Origin of the sequence: Microbacterium croceum (assembly GCF_023091245.1) — a bacterium.
GTDB classification, from domain to species: domain Bacteria; phylum Actinomycetota; class Actinomycetes; order Actinomycetales; family Microbacteriaceae; genus Microbacterium; species Microbacterium croceum.
In genome coordinates, this window is record NZ_JAHWXN010000001.1 from 2,840,147 (window position 1) to 2,859,580 (window position 19,434).

Annotated in this window: 21 protein-coding genes; 11 read left to right on the forward strand and 10 right to left on the reverse strand. The window is 65.7% G+C overall.

All coding sequences use genetic code 11. The annotated features are described in order from the left end of the window. Positions 1-10 precede the first annotated feature (10 nt). Positions 11-625, forward strand: a complete 615-nt coding sequence (locus KZC51_RS13480) for a DUF4126 domain-containing protein (RefSeq protein WP_247630458.1) — start codon at positions 11-13, stop codon at positions 623-625. Here the strand turns inward: KZC51_RS13480 and KZC51_RS17940 are convergent. From KZC51_RS17940 to rpsA, 3 genes are all read right to left on the reverse strand, one after another. Continuing rightward, on the reverse strand, positions 598-810 hold the full coding sequence (locus KZC51_RS17940) for a hypothetical protein (RefSeq protein ID WP_372491787.1): 213 nt from the start codon (positions 808-810) through the stop codon (positions 598-600). The two genes, KZC51_RS13480 and KZC51_RS17940, sit on opposite strands and share 28 nt — an antisense overlap. Then, a complete protein-coding gene (gene coaE / locus KZC51_RS13490; protein ID WP_247630459.1) occupies positions 807-1,406 on the reverse strand; it encodes a dephospho-CoA kinase in 600 nt (199 codons plus the stop codon). Before coaE ends, KZC51_RS17940 begins: the two co-directional genes overlap by 4 nt. A 122-nt stretch (positions 1,407-1,528) precedes the next feature. Then, complete coding sequence (gene rpsA, locus KZC51_RS13495) at positions 1,529-2,986, reverse strand: 30S ribosomal protein S1 (RefSeq protein ID WP_141871675.1); 1,458 nt, start codon at positions 2,984-2,986, stop codon at positions 1,529-1,531. Positions 2,987-3,223: 237 nt separating this feature from the next. Here rpsA and KZC51_RS13500 point away from each other — a divergent pair, with 237 nt between their 5' ends. The 3 genes from KZC51_RS13500 (at position 3,224) to KZC51_RS13510 (ending at position 6,082) form a co-directional block, all read left to right on the forward strand. Then, the gene (locus KZC51_RS13500; protein ID WP_247630460.1) at positions 3,224-3,769 is read left to right on the forward strand and encodes a hypothetical protein; all 546 of its coding nucleotides are present in this window, start codon (positions 3,224-3,226) and stop codon (positions 3,767-3,769) included. 62 nt (positions 3,770-3,831) lie between these two features. Beyond that, entirely contained in the window at positions 3,832-4,560 is a 729-nt protein-coding gene (locus KZC51_RS13505) for a hypothetical protein (RefSeq protein WP_247630461.1), read from the forward strand. Positions 4,561-5,149: 589 nt separating this feature from the next. Next, on the forward strand, positions 5,150-6,082 hold the full coding sequence (locus KZC51_RS13510; protein WP_247630462.1) for a 5'-3' exonuclease: 933 nt from the start codon (positions 5,150-5,152) through the stop codon (positions 6,080-6,082). Between the two features lie 27 nt (positions 6,083-6,109). Here the strand turns inward: KZC51_RS13510 and KZC51_RS13515 are convergent, their stop codons facing one another. Then, positions 6,110-7,096, reverse strand: coding sequence for a PHP domain-containing protein (locus KZC51_RS13515; protein ID WP_247630463.1), 987 nt, complete (start codon positions 7,094-7,096; stop codon positions 6,110-6,112). A gap of 10 nt (positions 7,097-7,106) precedes the next feature. Further along, the gene (gene trpD, locus KZC51_RS13520) at positions 7,107-8,171 is read right to left on the reverse strand and encodes an anthranilate phosphoribosyltransferase (RefSeq protein WP_247630464.1); all 1,065 of its coding nucleotides are present in this window, start codon (positions 8,169-8,171) and stop codon (positions 7,107-7,109) included. 191 nt (positions 8,172-8,362) lie between these two features. Between trpD and ctaE the strand changes: the two genes are divergently transcribed. The 7 genes from ctaE to KZC51_RS13555 all read left to right on the forward strand — a co-directional run bounded on the left by ctaE (position 8,363) and on the right by KZC51_RS13555 (position 14,260). Then, positions 8,363-9,016, forward strand: a complete 654-nt coding sequence (ctaE, locus tag KZC51_RS13525) for an aa3-type cytochrome oxidase subunit III (RefSeq protein WP_308194302.1) — start codon at positions 8,363-8,365, stop codon at positions 9,014-9,016. A gap of 20 nt (positions 9,017-9,036) precedes the next feature. Further along, on the forward strand, positions 9,037-9,840 hold the full coding sequence (qcrC, locus tag KZC51_RS13530; RefSeq protein WP_247630465.1) for a cytochrome bc1 complex diheme cytochrome c subunit: 804 nt from the start codon (positions 9,037-9,039) through the stop codon (positions 9,838-9,840). Positions 9,841-9,876: 36 nt separating this feature from the next. Beyond that, the gene (gene qcrA / locus KZC51_RS13535) at positions 9,877-10,953 is read left to right on the forward strand and encodes a cytochrome bc1 complex Rieske iron-sulfur subunit (RefSeq protein ID WP_247630466.1); all 1,077 of its coding nucleotides are present in this window, start codon (positions 9,877-9,879) and stop codon (positions 10,951-10,953) included. Further along, entirely contained in the window at positions 10,950-12,764 is a 1,815-nt protein-coding gene (gene qcrB, locus KZC51_RS13540) for a cytochrome bc1 complex cytochrome b subunit (protein ID WP_247630467.1), read from the forward strand. The genes qcrA and qcrB overlap by 4 nt, the downstream gene beginning before the upstream one ends. 79 nt (positions 12,765-12,843) lie before the next feature. Then, the gene (locus KZC51_RS13545) at positions 12,844-13,257 is read left to right on the forward strand and encodes a RidA family protein (protein ID WP_247630468.1); all 414 of its coding nucleotides are present in this window, start codon (positions 12,844-12,846) and stop codon (positions 13,255-13,257) included. Beyond that, positions 13,254-13,757: a GNAT family N-acetyltransferase gene (locus tag KZC51_RS13550; RefSeq protein WP_247630469.1), complete on the forward strand. Its 504-nt coding sequence runs from the start codon at positions 13,254-13,256 to the stop codon at positions 13,755-13,757. Before KZC51_RS13545 ends, KZC51_RS13550 begins: the two co-directional genes overlap by 4 nt. A gap of 83 nt (positions 13,758-13,840) precedes the next feature. Continuing rightward, positions 13,841-14,260, forward strand: a complete 420-nt coding sequence (locus KZC51_RS13555; protein ID WP_247630470.1) for a rhodanese-like domain-containing protein — start codon at positions 13,841-13,843, stop codon at positions 14,258-14,260. A gap of 63 nt (positions 14,261-14,323) precedes the next feature. Here KZC51_RS13555 and KZC51_RS13560 read toward each other — a convergent pair whose 3' ends face one another. From KZC51_RS13560 to KZC51_RS13580, 5 genes are all read right to left on the reverse strand, one after another. Beyond that, the gene (locus tag KZC51_RS13560) at positions 14,324-14,758 is read right to left on the reverse strand and encodes a cytochrome c oxidase subunit 4 (RefSeq protein ID WP_247630471.1); all 435 of its coding nucleotides are present in this window, start codon (positions 14,756-14,758) and stop codon (positions 14,324-14,326) included. Between the two features lie 3 nt (positions 14,759-14,761). Further along, entirely contained in the window at positions 14,762-16,414 is a 1,653-nt protein-coding gene (gene ctaD, locus KZC51_RS13565; protein ID WP_247630472.1) for an aa3-type cytochrome oxidase subunit I, read from the reverse strand. An 84-nt stretch (positions 16,415-16,498) separates the two neighbouring features. Next, positions 16,499-17,395 (reverse strand): aa3-type cytochrome oxidase subunit II, encoded by an 897-nt coding sequence (gene ctaC, locus KZC51_RS13570; RefSeq protein WP_247630473.1) that lies wholly within the window; start codon positions 17,393-17,395, stop codon positions 16,499-16,501. A gap of 142 nt (positions 17,396-17,537) precedes the next feature. Next, the gene (erpA, locus tag KZC51_RS13575; protein ID WP_247630474.1) at positions 17,538-17,906 is read right to left on the reverse strand and encodes an iron-sulfur cluster insertion protein ErpA; all 369 of its coding nucleotides are present in this window, start codon (positions 17,904-17,906) and stop codon (positions 17,538-17,540) included. A 102-nt stretch (positions 17,907-18,008) separates the two neighbouring features. Next, positions 18,009-19,418 carry a dipeptidase gene (locus tag KZC51_RS13580; RefSeq protein ID WP_247630475.1) on the reverse strand — a complete coding sequence of 470 codons (1,410 nt, stop codon included), beginning with the start codon at positions 19,416-19,418 and terminating at the stop codon, positions 18,009-18,011. Positions 19,419-19,434 lie beyond the last annotated feature (16 nt).

Here is a 19,434-nt window from a genome sequence, read left to right on the forward strand (position 1 = left end):
GGGTGGAAGTGTGATCGAGTTCATCGTCGGCTCCAGCCTCGCCGCGGCCGCCGGTCTGAACGCCTGGATGCCGTTGTTCCTTCTGGGCTTGGCCGATCGGCTCCTTCCCGCCGTGCAGCTGCCCACCGGGTGGTCCTGGCTGTCCAGCGACCTCGCGCTCTGGATCGTCGGGGCACTGCTGGTGCTCGAGATCATCGCCGACAAGATCCCGGCGCTCGACTCGGTGAACGACCTCGTCCAGAGCCTCGTCCGCCCGGCCGCCGGCGGCGTCGCGTTCGGCGCGGGAGCCAGTGCGCAGACCGTCGCCGTCGACGACCCCGCCTCCTTCTTTGCGAGCGGCTCCTGGATCCCTATCGCCACCGGAATCGTGATCGCCCTGGTGGTGCACGTGGTGAAGGCCGCCGCCCGCGTTGCGGCGAACGCCACCACCGGCGGGCTCGCCGCCCCTGTCCTGAGCACCGCGGAGGACGCCGCATCGTTCGTGCTGGCCGCCGCGGCGATCATCGTCCCCGCCCTGGCGATCATCCTGCTCGTCGGACTGATCGTCACCGCGGTCGTACTGATCAGGCGCCGCGCTCAGAAGCGCCGGATGAACGTTCAGCCGAACGGCGGCGTGCGCAGGTAGGGCGTCGCGGTCGGCACTGTGACGGGACCGCGCGACAGACGGTCGCGACCCAACATCTGCGGCAGCACGGCCTGCGTCGAGTAGAGCTGTGCGAACGTCGTGATGCCCGCGAAGAAGAGTCCGGCGATCAGACGTCGGTAGAGCGGAGAGCCCGGAGCATGACCGGTGTAGGACTCCCCGTTCACCGCGGGTGGATCCGCTCCCAGAGCGCATCGGTCTGCGCGATCGTATCGGTGAGCGTGCCGGAGGTGTCGATCACGATATCGGCGATCGCCAGTCGCTTCTCATCAGAGACTTGGGCCTCGATACGCGCCTGCGCGGCAGACTCGTCCATGCCGCGCAGCGCGACGAGACGACGTCGTCGTACATCGGCGGGCGCGTGCGCCACGACGATCGTGTCCCAGGGGTCGTCCACTCTCGCCTCGACCAGAAGGGGCACGTCGTAGACGATGACCGCGGACGGATCGGCGGCCAGGGCGGACTCGAACCGGCGCTGCGACTCGGCGCGTACGGCCGGGTGGACGATGGCGTTCAGCTGCTGCAGAAGCACAGGGTCTCCGAAGACCTTTGCGCCGAGCGCGGCTCGATCGAGCGCACCGTCTGCCGTGATCACATCCGCGCCGAACGTCTCGGCGATCTGTTGCAGCACGGGAGTCCCCGGGGCCTGCACGTCGCGGACGATCTGGTCCGCGTCTACGATGACGGCACCGTGCTCGGCAAGGCGGCGCGCGATGGTCGACTTCCCGGATGCGATGCCACCGGTGAGCGCGATGAGAGGCATGAGGTCCATCCTGGCACGCGGCGGGTTCATCGCTGTGCGGCGTGCCCGCGAGGTCGGGGCATCCGGGGAGACGCGAAACGGGCCGCCACCCGAAGGTGACGGCCCGTTCCAGAGAGTGATGCTTACGCGTTGCCGCCAGAGAGCTTCTCGCGGAGAGCCGCAAGTGCCTCGTCGTCGGCAAGCGTGCCGGCACCAGCGGTCTCGCTGGAGAAGGTCTGACCGCCGCCGAAGTCCTCGCCGGCTGCCGCCTCGGCCTCGGCCGCCTTGGTGACCTGAGCCTTGTGCGCCTCCCAGCGAGCCTGGGCCGCAGCGTACTCCTGCTCCCATGCCTCGCGCTGGGCGTCGAAGCCTTCCTTCCAGGCACCGGTCTCGGCGTCGAAGCCCTCCGGGTACTTGTACTCGCCGTTCTCGTCGTACTCCGCGACCATGCCGTAGAGGGCCGGGTCGAACTCGGTGCCGTTGGGGTCGACCGACTCGTTGGCCTGCTTGAGCGACAGCGAGATGCGGCGACGCTCCAGGTCGATGTCGATGACCTTGACGAAGACCTCTTCGCCGACGGAGACGACCTGCTCGGCCAGCTCGACGTGCTTGCTGGAGAGCTCCGAGATGTGGACGAGGCCCTCGATGCCGTCTGCGACGCGCACGAACGCACCGAACGGAACGAGCTTGGTGACCTTACCCGGCGTGACCTGACCGATCGCGTGGGTACGGGCGAAGACCTGCCACGGGTCCTCCTGCGTCGCCTTCAGCGACAGGGAGACGCGCTCGCGGTCCAGGTCAACCTCGAGGATCTCGACGGTGACCTCCTGGCCGACCTCGACAACCTCGGAGGCGTGCTCGATGTGCTTCCAGGACAGTTCGGAGACGTGCACGAGGCCGTCAACGCCACCCAGGTCGACGAACGCACCGAAGTTGACGATCGACGACACGACACCCTTGCGGACCTGACCCTTGTGCAGGTTGTTCAGGAACGTGGTACGCGACTCCGACTGCGTCTGCTCGAGCAGCGCACGACGGCTGAGGACGACGTTGTTGCGGTTCTTGTCGAGCTCGAGGATCTTCGCCTCGATCTCCTGGCCCAGGTACGGCGTGAGGTCGCGGACGCGACGCAGCTCGATGAGCGAAGCCGGGAGGAAGCCACGGAGTCCGATGTCGACGATGAGGCCACCCTTGACGACCTCGATGACGGTACCGGTGACGACGCCGTCGTTCTCCTTGATCTTCTCGACGTCTCCCCAGGCACGCTCGTACTGTGCGCGCTTCTTGGAGAGGATCAGGCGGCCTTCCTTGTCCTCCTTCTGGAGAACGAGGGCCTCGACCAGGTCGCCGACAGCGACGACCTCATTGGGGTCGACGTCGTGCTTGATCGAGAGCTCGCGCGAGGGGATGACACCCTCGGTCTTGTATCCGACATCGAGGAGGACCTCATCGCGGTCGATCTTGACGATCGTGCCTTCGATGATGTCGCCGTCGTTGAAGAACTTCAGGGTCTTCTCGACCGCGGCCAGGAAGTCCTCAGCAGATCCGATGTCGTTGATGGCGACCTGCTTGGTGGCCGGGGCGGTCGTTGCGGTAGTCATGTAGTGGGTTGTCCTTGTTGAATGGGAACTCAGGGCTGTGAGGCAACGGCCGCGCACGGCCGACAGCATGCTTCACAGCGGATGGATTGGATTGCTCGTCACGAGCGCATGCAAGTGCACGCCACGAGTGACACTTCAGATTATCAGAACTTCGGATGACGATGGGATCAGTGTCACCATCGACGTCACTGTGGATAACTCTCGCCGCCCCCTGGCGCATTCCACTAGCGTGACCGGGTGCCTCGCCTCCACCCCGCTCATCGCCGCTCCCTCGCCACCTGCTGCGTCGCACTGTCGGCCATCGGATTCCTCGGATGCTCCCCCGCGCCGGAGCCCGGGCCGACCCCCACACCCGCATTCGCCTCGGAGGAAGAGGCCTTCGCAGCGGCGGAGGAGACATACCGGGCCCTGACGGCGGCTCTAAACAGAATCGACACTCGGGACCCGGGCACTTTCGAGCCGTTGTACGCGTTATCGAGCGGAGACTTCGAGGAGGCAGATCGCGAGGCTTACTCGAAGATGCATGCAGAGGGCTATGTGATCGCCGGCGAGACCGTCATCATCTCCTTCGAAGGCAGGACGTTTGATTCTACGCACTTGACTGTCGTAGCCGATGTCTGCCTCGACGTTAGTCAGGTCACCGTTGTGGACGCCCAAGGGATCTCGCAAGTAAGCCCGGATCGCCCAGCCAGATACGCGCTGTTAGTCACGTTCGTAAGCGAAGGCGATCGAATGCTCACAGACTCTGCTGAAGTGAACGAAGACGGCGAATGCGCCTCCTAGCTGCCGTGCTGATGAGCGGACTGGCAGTGCCAATAGGCACTGGTTTCCCAACGCTAACGGGCGTGGAAGATCCCAATCCACCAATTGGTAGCGCTGCGATCTCGACGGGAAACACCACCCTCACCGTCACGGGCGAGCGCAACACCCCGGGAACGGCCGCGCCGTCGTCCCCCGACAATGTTCAGGACTCGAACGCCGGCACGCAGCGCCCACCACAGGAACCGACGTTCGATGAGTGCTTGCCTCTCTGGAACACCGGTCAAGAGTGCTTCCCCGCCGGAGAAGATGCTCCCGCAGCATCGACGCTCCCCACGATCACGATGAATGATCTCGTGGCCTTCTCCCCGGCCCCGGTCGCTGCCCTGGGCGAACCAGGCAATCTCGGTATCGCCGGCATGCCGACGAACTTCGTTGCCACGGCGTCCGCGCACACCCGCACCGGCACGCTCTTCGGCTTCCCCCTCACCGTGCGCTTCACACCGGTGGGCTACGACTTCGACTACGGCGACGGCGATCGCGCAATCCTGACGACAGGAGGGCAGAGCTGGAGCAGCCTCGGCCAGGCGCAGTTCACGCCCACATCCACCAGTCACGTGTATCAGGAGCGGGGGACGTACCTGGCCGACGTCGACGTACGCTACACCGCCGAGGTCGATCTCGGCACCGGCTGGCTTCCCGTACCCGGCGAGATGCGGACCGAAGGCCCTGATCAGGAGATCCGCGTGTTCGAAGCCCACACCGCCCTCGTGGCATACACCTGCGAGCAGAAGCCGACCGGACTCGGCTGTTGAGACCGACCGTCACCGCCTAGCTGACGAAGCGCAGCACCACCGGCTCGCCCTCATCATCCACGTGATCCGCGAGCATCAGCACGGCGTCTGCAGCGATGCCTTTCGCCGACGCGAAGGTGATCTGCGGCACCAGGTCCCTCGTGCCGGGGTGTCCGAGGGGGACTCAGTGGGACGACACCCTCGGTCTTTTTCACCATTTCCCCTGCGCCGGACTCCGGCAGGCAGGTCGACGATCCCCAGGTGAGCACGGCCAGTTCCTGCTCCCCGATCCGCGCGACGCCCGGAACCTGCTGCGGTTCTCCGTCCGCCGGCACGATGCCGCCGTTCTCGAGGCCGGGCAGCGTGAGCGAGGCCTTCCCCGCACTCTCCGTGGTGACGGTGAGCTGCACCGTCGATTCGGGCGCTGGCGAGCTCCCCGTCTTCGTCTCGCACCCGGTCAACTGGGAGGAGAGCAGCAGCCCGCCCAGGGCGAGTGCGGAGAACGTTCGAAGAGAAGCGGTCGTGCCTCTGAGTGTCGAGGAGCGACTCACCGCCTCCGGTGCAGCACAGTGCCGTCCGCGTGTCGCCCGCCCGTGCCAGACTGTCGTTCGTGACCGACCGTCTCATGTTGCTCGATACCGCCAGCCTCTACTTCCGCGCCTTCTACGGTGTGCCAGACAAGGTGACAGCGCCCGACGGGTCCCCCATCAACGCCGCGCGCGGGTTGCTCGATATCATCGCGAAGCTCGTCACCCTCTACGAACCCACGCAGGTGATCGCGTGCTGGGACGACGACTGGCGTCCCCAGTGGCGAGTCGATCTCATTCCCAGCTATAAGGCGCACCGGGTCGTCGAGGTCGTCGCTGCCGGCCCGGATGTCGAAGAGGTGCCCGATCCACTCGAAGCGCAGATCCCCCTCATCCGCCAGACGCTCGACGCGCTCGACATCCCCATCATCGGCATCGCCGAGCACGAGGCCGATGACGTGATCGGCACCCTGGCGACAGACGCCGACATGCCCGTCGATATCGTCACGGGCGACCGCGACCTCTTCCAACTCGTCGATGACGCCCGCGACGTCCGGGTGATCTACACCGCACGGGGCATGAGCAATCTCGAGATCGTGACCGATGCGACCGTCGTGGCGAAGTACGGAGTTCTCCCCTCTCAGTACGCCGATTTCGCGACGATGCGGGGAGACGCATCGGACGGCCTCCCCGGAGTCGCGGGGGTCGGCGAGAAGACGGCGGCAACGCTCTTGCAGAACCATGTCGATCTCGCCGGGATCCGCGCTGCCGCCGAGGCCGGAGAAGGCATGAGCGCCGGCGTGCGTGCGAAGGTGCTCGACGCGTCCGCGTACCTCGACGTCGCACCGACCGTGGTCGCGGTGGCGACGTCCCTGCCCATCTCGGCACCGGGCACCCGCTTGCACGCTCTCGACGAGGCAGAATCCGCAGCCGCTCTGGCGCTGGCGGCGAAGTGGAACCTGGGCGGCTCGATGGATCGCGCGATCGCCGCCGTCACTGCCGTGGCCGCGGTCTGAACGGCCCCTCCGAGCTCGACCTCAGGATCACCCTGTCCAGGCGAGCAGACGCTCCACACCCCACGTGGTGACGATCCGCGCAGCTGGAACACCTGCGCGCTCGGCTCGCTCAGCCCCGTGGTCGAGCAAGGAGAGCTGACCGGGGGCGTGGGCGTCGGAGTCGATCGAGAACAGGCACCCTGCGGCGAGGGCGATCTCGATGAGCTCGTCCGGCGGATCCTGGCGCTCGGGTCGCGAGTTGATCTCTACCGCCACGCCGTTGTCTGCACAGGCGGCGAAGACGGCGGCCGCGTCGAAGGCGGACGGTGGGCGGGTCCCCCGCTCCCCCTCGACGAGCCGGCCGGTGCAGTGGCCCAGCACGTTGACGCGCGGATGCGAGACGGCCGCGATCATGCGTGCGGTCATCGGACGGGCGTCCATGCGCAGCTTCGAATGCACGGACGCCACGACCACGTCGAGCTCTGCGAGCAACTCGGGGTCCTGATCGAGCGCCCCGTCCTCCAGGATGTCGACCTCGATACCCGCGAGCAGGGTGAATCCGTCTCCCGACTCCGCCCGGACAAGCGGGATCTGTTCCCGCAGACGCTCGGCGGACAGACCGCGGGCGACCCGCAACCTGGGTGAGTGGTCGGTGATCGCCTGATACTCGTGCCCCTGTGCGCGCGCGGCCGCAGCCATCACGGCGATCGAAGTCGTACCGTCCGACCACTCCGTATGGGCGTGGAGGTCTCCGCGGAGCCTGCCGCGCAACGCCGACACCCGTTCGGGCTCGACATCACCGCGCAGTTCCACCAGGTACTCCGGCACCTTCCCTTCCTGCGCCTGACGGATCACGGCGAAGGTCGATTCGCCGATGCCACGGCTCGCACGCAAACGGGTCGGGTCCGTACGGACGTCGTCGGGGAGTTCCTGGAACGTCGCAGCGGCCTGACGGAACGCTTTGGCGCGGTACCGTGACGCCCGTTCGCGCTCGAGCAACGAGGCGATCTCGAGCAGCGCGGCGACCGGATCCACGTCGAGGCTCCTAGACCGCCGCGAGCTCGCGGCTCACACTGATCCACTGATCGAGCTTGGCTGCGGCACGGCCATCATCCACGGCAGCCGTCGCGCGATCGTAGCCCTCCCGCAGGCGCTCGAGGATCGGCACCTGCACCTGGGTCGCATCCTGTGACAGGTCATAGGCCACGATCCCTGCGGCCGCGTTGAGCAGCACGATGTCACGGACGGCACCGGCCTCGCCCTGGAGCGTGCGGCGGAGCACCTCGGCATTGTGCTCGGGTGAGCCTCCCAGCAGATCGGCGAGTTCGGCGAGAGGGATGCCGAGATCGCGAGGATCGAGATCGTGCTCGTGGATGTCGCCGCGAGTGACCTCCCAGATCCGGCTGTGGCCGGTGGTGGTGAGTTCGTCGAGGCCATCGTCGCCCCGGAACACGAGAGCGGTGGCACCACGGGTACGGAACACGCCCGTGATCAGGGGCACCCGCTCGATCTGCGCGACACCGACCGCATTCGCCTCGGCGCGCGCAGGGTTGCAGAGCGGGCCGAGCATGTTGAACACCGTCGGCACGCCCAGTTCAGAGCGCACGGGGCCTGCGTGCTTGAAGCCGGGATGGAACGCCCCCGCCCACGCGAAGGTGATGCCCGTGCGGTCGAGGATCGACGCGACCGACTCGGGGTTCAAGGTCAGCTCGAGGCCCAGAGCCCCCAGCACGTCCGACGAGCCCGATGCCGAGCTTGCTGCGCGGTTGCCGTGCTTGACGACGGGAATGCCCATGGCGCCGATGATGATGGCGGCGGTGGTGGAGACGTTCACCGTGCCGACCCTGTCTCCGCCGGTGCCGACGATGTCGAGCACGTTCGGTGAGACGGGCAGCGGAACTGCCGCCTCCAGGATGGCGTCGCGGAACCCGACGATCTCGTCGATCGTCTCGCCCTTCGCCCGGAGAGCGATGAGGAAGCCGCCGAGCTGCGCCGCCGTGACGTCGCCGTTCATGATCTGACGCATCGCCCACGTCGATTCCCAGACGCTCAGATCACGTCGCTCCAGCAGCGAGGTGAGCACATCGGACCAGGTCAGCGAATCAGCCATGTGTGCGATCCTATCGGCGCGGGAAAACGTGCAGATCGTTCCGAACGTGTGACCGTCGTGACGGCTTCCCCCGTTTCCCGCGGATTCACCGACTATTCGCAGTGTTTTCTTAGGGTTACCTAAGTCGGCTACCGGCAAAACGAGGGCGCCCGGTGCAAGAATCACGTCCGAGGATCGGCCATAATGGAAGGGTGACGACCTCAGCGACGTATGCCCCGGCGGCGAGAACCATCAAGCGGCCCAACCCGGTAGCTGTCGGAACCATTGTGTGGCTCGGCAGTGAGGTGATGTTCTTCGCGGGACTCTTCGCGATCTACTTCACCCTTCGCAGCACCTCCCCCGAGCTCTGGGCGGATCGCACCGAACTGCTGAACGTACCGTTCGCGTTCGTCAACACGGCGATCCTCGTCCTCTCCTCCTTCACGTGCCAGATGGGCGTGTTCGCGGCCGAGGACCTGCAGCCCTACAAGATCGCAAAGGGCCAGAAGAACGGCGCCGGTCGCCGTCGCCTCTTCGGCTGGGGCATGGTCGAGTGGTTCTTCCTCACCTTCGCGCTCGGAGCGATCTTCGTCTCCGGCCAGGTCTGGGAATACGCCCAGCTCGTCGCCGAGGGAATGCCGATCCAGGCCGACTCCTACGCTTCTGCGTTCTACCTCACCACCGGCTTCCACGCGCTGCACGTCACGGGCGGACTGATCGCGTTCCTGCTCGTCATCGGACGCGCATACGCCGTCAAGAATTTCCGGCACAAGGAGGCGACCTCCTCGATCGTGGTGTCCTACTACTGGCACTTCGTCGACGTCGTCTGGATCGTGCTGTTCGTCGTTATCTACTTCCTGAAATAAGAGCGGAGCTGATCCCCGAGATGGCACGAGAGAAGAAGCGCCGTTCGAATGGCCGTCGCAGTCCCCTGGCTGCGGCAGCTCTCATCGGAGCAGGCCTCATGATCACCGGCGGCGTGTACGCCGGTGCCACCGCCGCATTCGCTGCGTCGGACACCCAGACCGCTGCGACCTCGCAGCTGACCGTGGAGGACGGCGAGAAGCTGTTCACGGCGAACTGCGCGACCTGTCACGGTCTCGACCTGCAGGGCACGGCCAACGGCCCGAGCCTCTACGGGGTCGGCGAGCTCGCCACCGAGTTCCAGCTCTCGACCGGTCGCATGCCGCTGCAGATGCAGGGGCCCCAGGCTCCGCAGAAGGCGCCGCAGTTCACCGAGGAACAGATCCTCGCGATCTCCTCCTTCGTCCAGGAGTCCGCTCCCGGCCCGACCTTCCCCGATGACCACATCCTCGACGGTGGCGGCGATGTGGCGAACGGTGCCGAGCTTTTCCGCGTCAACTGCGCGATGTGCCACAACGTGGCCGCCGCGGGTGGTGCGCTCACCGAGGGCAAGTACGCCCCGGCTCTGACCGAGACCAGCGCTCTGCACATGTATGCCGCCATGGTCACCGGCCCCCAGAACATGCCGGTCTTCGGAGACATGAACCTGTCGGACGAGGACAAGCGCGACATCATCTCCGCGCTCCTCTTCCAGCAGCAGTCCGTGCAGATCGGCGGATTCTCGCTCGGTTCGCTGGGCCCCGTCTCCGAGGGCCTGTTCGTGTGGATCTTCGGCATCGGCGCTCTCGTCGCCATCACCGTGTGGATCACGGCGAAGTCCAACTGACGCTTATTCATCGAAGAGGAACGTACGAGGAGCACCATGGCACACGACGACGACTCGCAGGCTCTTGACAGGGCCTACCAGCCCTCTCCGGGGCTGGGTGTCGCAGTCAGCGATCCCGTGCAGAACCCGGGGCTTCCGCCGCACCGCGAGCGGATGACCGACAAGGACCCGCGCGCTGAGAAGACCGCGGACCGCACTGTCTACACCCTGTTCTACCTCTCGCTCGCGGGCAGCATCTGGGCGGTCGCCGCCTACATGCTGTTCCCGATCGAGAGTGGCGCGCTCATCGACATCCGTCAGAACAACCTCTTCATCGGCCTGGGCATCGCCCTCGCCCTGCTGAGCATCGGTATCGGCGCGATCCACTGGTCGAAGGCCCTGATGTCCGACAAGGAGCACATCGAGTACCGCCACCCCACCCGTGGCAAGGACTCGACGCGCGAGGCCGCCATCAAGGCGTTCGCCGACGCCAATGAAGAGTCCGGCTTCGGACGCCGCACGATGATCCGCAACTCGCTGTTCGCCGCGGTCGTGGCTTCGATCATCCCCGGCGTCACGCTGTTCCGTGGCCTCGCGCCGCACTCGACGCCTGACGACCCCACGGCCGGCGACCCCGTCACGCTGCTCAAGCACACGATGTGGGACGAAGGCATGCGCCTTGTCCGCGATCCGGACGGCACGCCGATCCGCGCCGCCGACGTCACCCTCGGATCCGCCTTCCACGTGATCCCCGCAGATCTGGCGGAGCTCAGCCACCATGATGGCTACCTCGAGGAGAAGGCCAAGGCGATCGTGCTGATGATGCGCCTGCGCCCCGAGCAGCTGATCGAAGCCGAGGACCGCAAGGACTGGTCCTACGACGGCATCGTCGCGTACTCCAAGGTCTGCACGCACGTCGGCTGCCCCGTCGCCCTGTACGAGCAGCAGACCCACCACTTGCTGTGCCCGTGCCACCAGTCGCAGTTCGATGTCACCGATCACGCCAAGGTGATCTTCGGACCGGCTGCACGCCCGCTGCCGCAGCTGCCCATCACGGTCGATGACGAGGGTTACCTCGTCGCACGCAGCGACTTCAAGGAACCCGTCGGCCCGAGCTTCTGGGAGCGCCATTGAGCACCGCAACGCTGTCCAAAGACGACAAGGAAACCAAGGCACCGCTCGGCGGTCGCTTCGTCGGTGCCGCGTCGAACTACATCGATGAGCGCACCAGCCTGTCTGGCTTCGTCAAGGAGCTCGGTCGCAAGATCTTCCCCGACCACTGGTCGTTCATGCTCGGCGAGATCGCGCTGTGGAGCTTCGTGGTCGTGTTCCTCTCCGGAACCTTCCTGACGTTCTTCTTCCAGGCCTCCATGGTCGAGACCCACTACACCGGCGCCTACGCTCCGATGCGTGGCATCGAGATGTCCGCGGCCCTCGAGTCGTCGCTCCACATCTCGTTCGATCTTCGCGGCGGCCTCCTGGTCCGCCAGATCCACCACTGGGCCGCCCTGGTCTTCGTGGCTGGTATCGGCGTGCACATGCTCCGTGTGTTCTTCACCGGCGCATTCCGCAAGCCGCGCGAGCTCAACTGGGTGATCGGCTTCGTGCTCTTCATCCTCGCGATGGCAGAGGGCTTCACCGGCTACTCGCTCCCCGACGACCTGCTCTCGGGCAACGGTCTGCGCATCATCGACGGCATGATCAAGGGCTTCCCGATCGTCGGCACCTGGATCTCGTTCCTCCTCTTCGGCGGCGAGTTCCCCGGCACCGACATCGTCGGCCGCCTGTACACGCTCCACATCCTGCTGCTGCCGATGCTCGTCATCGCACTCATCGTGGTGCATCTCATGCTGATGATCGTCAACAAGCACACGCAGTTCGCCGGCCCCGGCCGCACGAACGACAACGTCGTGGGCTACCCGATGATGCCGGTCTACATGTCGAAGATGGGCGGCTACCTGTTCATCGTCTTCGGCACGATCGTGCTGATCGCGACGTTCTTCCAGATCAACCCGATCTGGAACTACGGCCCGTACGACCCCTCCCCCGTCTCCGCCGGAACCCAGCCTGACTGGTACATCGGATTCGCGGATGGAGCGCTGCGTCTGGCTCCGTCCAACTGGGACGTCGTGTTCCTCGAGCGCACCTGGTCGTTCGGCATCCTGGTGCCGGTCGCGGTCCTGGGCCTGTTCATCGTCGCCGTGGCGATCTACCCCTTCATCGAGGCGTGGGTCACGGGCGACAAGCGCGAGCACCACATCGCTCAGCGTCCGCGCAACGCGGCCACCCGCACCGCCATCGGCGTGGCAGGCGTCGTCTTCTACGCGGTGCTGTGGGCTGCGGCATCCTCCGACCTCATCGCGACGCACTTCATGCTCACGATGGAAGGCGTCATCCATACGCTGCAGGCGATGCTGATCCTCGGGCCGATTCTCGGCTACTTCGTCACGAAGCGGATCTGCATCGCCCTCCAGAAGAAGGATCGCGAGATCGTTCTTCACGGATTCGAGTCCGGCCGTATCGTCCGCCTCCCCGGTGGCGAGTTCATCGAGGTGCACCAGCCGGTCGACCAGTACGACCGCTGGAAGCTCATCGACGTCGACGTCTACGAACCGCTCGTCGTGCGCCCGAACGCCAAGGGCCGCATCCCGTGGACCGAGAACCTCCGTTCCTCGATCTCTCGCTGGTTCTTCGAGGACCGTCTCGCGCCGCTGACGCAGGCGCAGATCGATGAGGCTGACGCACATCAGCATCACGTCACGGCTCACAACGAGGAGACCGAGGCTGCCGAGATCCAGGGCGCTCATGAGCGCGCCGGATTCCCGGACGCCCCGCTCACGGTGGATGAGACACACGTCGACGAGACGCCGAACACTCCCAGCACGGTCATCGCGACCGAGCCGGTGAAGAAGCCGCGCAAGAAGAAGTCCGAGGACGGCGAGTAGAGCCCGCTCGCTCCCCCGCTGAAAGGGCCCTGTCCATCCGGACAGGGCCCTTTCATTTGTCCATGACAGGATCGAAGGTATGACATCCGCAGTCAGACTCATCCGTTCCGATTCTCTCGCCGATGCCCCCTACGCGTACGCTGCCACCGCTCCGGCCGGCTCTCGCCTGATCTTCCTCGCCGGCGCGTGTCCTCTCGAAGACGACGGGACGACCACAGCCCCCGGTGACTATGCTGCACAGGCGGCGCGCTGCGTCGAGACCCTCCAGACCGCGCTCACGGCTGCCGGAGCCTCACTCACCGACATCATCAGCACACGCGTCCTGGTAGCCTCCTCGCGCCAAGAAGACCTCGCGACATCCTGGGACGTCATCCACGCTGCCTTCGGCTCTCACGACGTGCCCAGCACGCTCCTGGGTGTGACCGTACTCGGGTATGACGACCAGCTCGTCGAGATCGAGGCGATCGGGGCGGTGCCCGGAGACGCATCGTGACCCGGTCGATACGTCCGGCCGAAAGCGCCGACGCTGAGGTGATCCAGGCGATCGAGACCGCAGCGGATGCACTGCTCATCGATGTGCTGGGCGCCTGGCAGTGGCCGCCCGCCGCCGACGGCGCTTCACGTCTGTCATCCCCCGGTTTCGTGCTTGTCGGAGAGGATGAGGCCGACCACTCCCCCGTGGGGTTCGTCCACGTCCTCGACGTCGACGGCCACGCGCACCTCGAACAGCTGTCCGTGCTGCCCGAGGCAGGTCGCAGAGGCCATGGTCGCGGCCTCGTCACCGCGGCACTCGACGAGGCTCGCGAACGCGGCTATACGCGCGTCACGCTGCGCACGTACGCAGAGATTCCCTGGAATGCGCCCTTCTACGCGTCCTGCGGCTTCCTCGAGAGCATTCCGGAGACGCCGTTCCTCCGTGACCTCGTCGACGTCGAAGCATCGCTCGGGCTGGACAGGTATGGCCGGCGCGTACAGATGACAGTCGAGCTCTGACCGGACGTCGATGGCCGTATTCCGCTCATCGACGTCCGGATGAAGACGTCTCTCCACCCGCCGCCGCTTCTAGGCTGGAGAGCATGATCGACCGCGCTGACTACTACGCCGCCAAGCTCGCCTACGAGACCGACGCCAGTGACGTCCATGCCGCTCTGAAGGCCGGGGACAGCATCGTCGTCATCGACGTGCGCTCCGATGAGGCGTGGGCCCAGGGACGCGTCGCAGGCGCGACGCACATGCACTACAGCGAGATCGCCACCCGCGCCCCGCTCGAGATCAGCACCGACGTCGAGGTCGTGGTCTACTGCTGGAGCCCTGGCTGCAACGCCGGGGCAAAGGGGGCACGGGAGTTCGCGAAGCTCGGATATCGGGTGCGCGAGATGATCGGCGGCTTCGAGTACTGGGTGCGAGAGGGATACGCCGTCGAGGACGCCGATGGCGTACACCACCGTCCCGTCGATCCGCTGACCGGGATCGCGCGCATCCGCACACGCGCCTGATCACCTCACCACGACGAAGAAGGCCCCCGGACGGATCCGGGGGCCTTCCTCATACAGTGACTCTCAGCGGGCGAAGTTGCCGCGATAGTACTCGTACACCCAGCCCACGATCGCGACCACGAAGATCGCGAGACCGATCGGCAGCAGGAAGTGTCCGACAGCCAGGCCCACCACGAAGACCGCGGCGGAAGCGGCGAGGACGATCGGCCACCACGACCACGGGCTGAACTCGCCGAGTTCGGGGTCGCCATCGTCGATGTCTGCGGTCAGGATGTCTTCCGGGAGCTCGCCCTTCTGAGCGGCGTGCGTCCGGTCGAGATAGAACGCGATCATCGCGCCCATGAACGCACCGAAGAACAGGGCGACCGTGCCGACCCACTCGATACGCTCCGCGAAGTTCTCGGACGGTGTCGCCAGGATGTGCCAGCCGGTGTAGACCACGCCGATGAGGGCGAAGAAGGCTGTCAGCACCCACCAGAGGATGACGTTATCGCGCATGACTCAGTGGACCTCTCGCTCGCCCGGAGCCGTCGTGGCGAACTCCGCGGCTTCCGGGTGATTAAGGTCGAACGCGGGCCGCTCACTGCGGATACGCGGGATCGACGTGAAGTTGTGACGCGGCGGCGGGCAGGACGTCGCCCACTCGAGCGATGCGCCGTAGCCCCACGGGTCATTGACCGTGACCTTGGGCGCCTTGCGAGCCGTGATCCAGACGTTCAGGAAGAACGGCAGCATCGAGGCCCCGAGGATCATCGCACCGATGGTCGACACCTGGTTCTGCCAGGTCCAGCCATCAGCCGCCGAGTAGTCCGCGTAACGACGCACCATGCCATCGACGCCCAGCCAGTGCTGGATGAGGAAGGTCATGTGGAAGCCGATGAACAGCATCCAGAAGTGCACGTAGCCCAGACGCTCGTTGAGCATGCGCCCCGTCCACTTCGGCCACCAGAAGTAGAAGCCGGCGAACATCGCGAACACCACGGTGCCGAACACGACGTAGTGGAAGTGCGCGACGACGAAGTACGAGTCGGAGAGCGCGAAGTCCAGCGGCGGCGCCGCGAGGATGACACCGGTCAGACCGCCGAAGACGAAGGAGACCAGGAACCCGAGCGAGAAGACCATCGGCGTCTCGAAGGTCACCGATCCTCGCCAGAGCGTACCGATCCAGTTGAAGATCTTCACACCGGTCGGCACGGCGATCAACATCGTCATCAGGGCGAAGAACGGAAGCAGGACCGATCCGGTCACGTACATGTGGTGAGCCCAGACCGCGACGGACAAGGCAGCGATCGCGATCGTCGCGTAGACGAGGGTCTTGTACCCGAAGATCGGCTTGCGGCTGAACACCGGGAAGATCTCGGAGACGATGCCGAAGAACGGCAGCGCGATGATGTACACCTCGGGGTGGCCGAAGAACCAGAACAGGTGCTGCCAGAGCAGGACGCCGCCATTGGCCGGGTCATAGATGTGCGCACCGAGGATGCGGTCTGCCGCTGCGGCGAAGATGGCCGCGGCGAGCACCGGGAACGCCATCAGGATGAGGAGGCTGGTGATCAGCGTGTTCCAGGAGAAGATCGGCATGCGCCACATCGTCATACCGGGGGCACGCATCGTGATCACGGTCGTGATGAAGTTGACGGCACCGAGAATCGTGCCGAAGCCCGAGATTCCCAATCCGACCATCCAGAGGTTTCCGCCGACACCCGGCGAGAACGACGCACTGGCCAGTGGCTGATACGCGAACCATCCGAACGACGCAGCACCCTGCGGAGTGAGGAAGCCGGCAACGGCGATCGTCGAACCGAAGAGGAAGAGCCAGAAGGCGAACGCGTTCAGACGCGGGAACGCGACATCGGGCGCCCCCAGCTGCAACGGCAGGATCGCGTTGGCGAAACCGGCGAACAGCGGTGTCGCGAACATCAGCAGCATGATCGTGCCGTGCATCGTGAACAGCTGGTTGTACTGCTCCTTCGTCGGGATGATCTGCATTCCCGGCGCGAAGAGCTCGGCACGGATGACGAGAGCCATCACACCACCGAGGAGGAAGAACAGCACCGAGGCGATCAGGTACATGTACCCGATGGTCTTGTGGTCGGTGGAGGTGATCCACTTGACGACGATGTTGCCCTTCTGCTCGACACGCGAGGAGCTCATCAGAGCAGCCTGGCGAGCGGGAAGAGCAGTGGGTCGGGAGCGAGGGGCCTCGTCAGTGCGGGGGGCTTCAGTTGTCGACATGGCTTACTCCTCTCCTTCCTCGGAGTCGTTCTTGGGCGTGTTTCCGGGAAGGTTCGCGAGACGGTCGTACTCGTCCGTGATGTCGCCGGTGTTGCCCTTCTCCTTGAGCTGCTGGAGATAGGCGTCGTACTCGTCCTGTTCGACGACCTTGACCTTGAAGAGCATCATCGAGTGGTACTCGCCGCAGAGCTCGGCGCACTTGCCGGCGTACTCGCCGACGCGCGTCGGGATGAAGGACCAGGAATTGTCCTTCCCGATGTACATGTCCTTCTTGTAGAGGAAGTCGATGATCCAGAAAGAGTGGATGACGTCACGCGACTGCAGATTGATCGTGACCTTCTCATCGACCGGGAGCACGAGCGTCGGGAGCTGAGCCTGGTCGATGTTGCCGTCCTTGTCCGGCTGGGCCTGGATGCCCATCGTCCATACGGTGTCGTCGTCGGTGTCGGCGTCGTACTGGAAGTCCCACGCCCACTGCTTGGCGATCGCGGTGATCTCGACGTCCGGGTCGTCCCACTTGGCTTCGATCTCGGACTGATCGCGCGCGGTGAAGAAGAACATTCCCAGCACGAGGATCAGCGGCACGATCGTGTAGAAGATCTCGATCGGCATGTTGTACCGCATCTGCACGGGCAGACCTGTCTGGCCCTTGCGGCGACGGTAGGCGATCGCAGCCCAGGCCATCAGGCCCCAGGTGATGACGCCGACGGCGAGAAGGACGATCCAGGAGTTGACCCAGAGAGACGACACACGCTCGGTCTGGTTGGTGGTCGCAGGCTCACCCTCCACGAAGCCGGGCAGATAGCCGTTCAGCTCAGTGGTGGTACATCCCGCCAGGACCACGGCTGCCACGACTCCCACAGGGAGTGCGGCCCAACGAAGGCGGCGTTTCGAGGGCACGATGCACCTTTCAGATTGCGGACAGGGCACATCCAAGTCTAGGGCAACCTCACACCTGATTCATGCCAACCACGCAGGTTGCGGAGGGTTCCGGGCGCCGTTCTCAGCGCGGAAGCCGCGCACGGCACCCGAAGACCGCAGATCAGTGGAAGCTGTCTCCGCAGGCGCAGCTGCCCGCAGCGTTCGGGTTGTCGATCGTGAAGCCCTGCTCCGAGATCGTGTCCTTGAAATCGATGGATGCGCCATCGAGATACGGCACGCTCATGTTGTCGACGATGACCTCGACGCCATCGAAATCGACGGTCTCGTCACCCTCGAGGTAACGCTCGTCGAAGTAGAGCTGGTAGATCAGGCCGGAGCATCCGCCGGGTTGCACGGCGACGCGCAGACGCAGATCGTCGCGTCCCTCCTGCTCGAGGAGGTTCTTGACCTTGAGCGCGGCAGCGTCAGTCAGGCTGATGCCGTGGGCCTTGGTACCGGTGGTGTCCGAAGTCAATGTGGTGTCGCTCATGTCGCTCCTTGTGACGGGCCGCGGTGGCACGGCTTTCCCGCAATTCTACCGTCGCATGCGCCTAAGGCGGCGAGATCGCGGGAGAGCCGTGCGCGACTGCTGTCAGAGCGGACGCTCGAGTCCGTTCATGCGCGTGAGCATGAGCGCCTCCGTCGCGACGGCATGGCGGAACGTATCCAGGTGCAGCGACTCGTTCGGGCTGTGCGCCCGCGAGTGCGGATCCTCGACACCTGTGACCAGGATCTGCGCCTCGGGGAACTCCCGCACGAGGTCGGCGATGAATGGGATCGAGCCGCCGACGCCGAGGTCGACCGGTGCGACGCCATACCCATCGCGCATGGCGTCGCGTGTGAGGCCCACGGCCCAGCCTCCGGTGTCGACCAGGAAACCATCCCCCAGATCCACATCCGAGAACGTCAGTTCTGCTCCATACGGTGCATGCGCACGGAGGTGGCGCTCGAGAGCCGCATAGGCGTCCGCCCCACTCTGGCCCGGCGCGACTCGGGCGCTGAGCACCACCGTCGTCTCGGGCAGCAACGTGTTGGACGCGGCAGCCACGCTCGTCGTGTCGATGCCGATAATGGTGATGGCGGGCTTGTTCCAGATGCGACTGAGGATCGTCCCGTTGCCGATCGGCTGTGTCGTCGGCAGCAGCCCCGCCTCATCGCGAAGCGTCTCTTCCGCGTAGTCGGGCGTCGGCGAATCCCGCTCCGTGAGACCGTCGACCGCGACGGAGCCGTCGTCGTTCCAGAGCGTCGCGAGCAGCTTCACCGTCGCCATCATCGCGTCAGGAACCGCGCCCCCGAACATCCCGGAGTGGGATGCGTGATCCAGTGTGCGCACACGGAGGACGAAGCGCGCGTTGCCGCGCAGCGACACGGTCAGCCCGGGCGTGACGGAGTCCCAGTTGCCGGAGTCGGCCACCACGATGGCATCGGCGCGCAGCGCTTCCTTGTTGTCCGCGAGGAACTGCGCGAAGGACGCGGAGCCGTACTCCTCCTCGCCCTCGATGAACAGCGCGATGCCCAGATCGAGGTCATCGCCGAGCACCTCGGATACGGCCCGGATCGAGGCGATGTGCGCCATGACGCCGGCCTTGTCGTCCGCGGCGCCCCGCCCGTACAGGCGTCCGTCGCGAACCGTGGGCTCGAATGGGGGCGTCTCCCAGAGCGCGTCATCCCCCGGAGGCTGCACATCGTGGTGCGCGTACAGCAAGATCGTCGGCCGGCCGTTGCGGGCGGCGCGGCTGGCGAGCACGGCTGGCTGGCCGAGTTCCTCGGTTCCGGGGATGGCCGCCCGCAGGACGCGCACCTCATCGAACACCCCGGTGTCCCTGGCGAGCGCCGCGACGGCATCAGCGCTGCGCTGCAACTGCGTCTGGTCGAATGCCGGCCAGGCCATGCCGGGGATGCGCACGAGATGGCCGAGGTCGGAGAGCGCGGCGGGGATTCCCTTCGCGACCGCCTCGAGGACAGCCGAGTCGGACGCACTGGGGAGAGCAGGAGAAGTCATGCGAGTAATCTTAAGG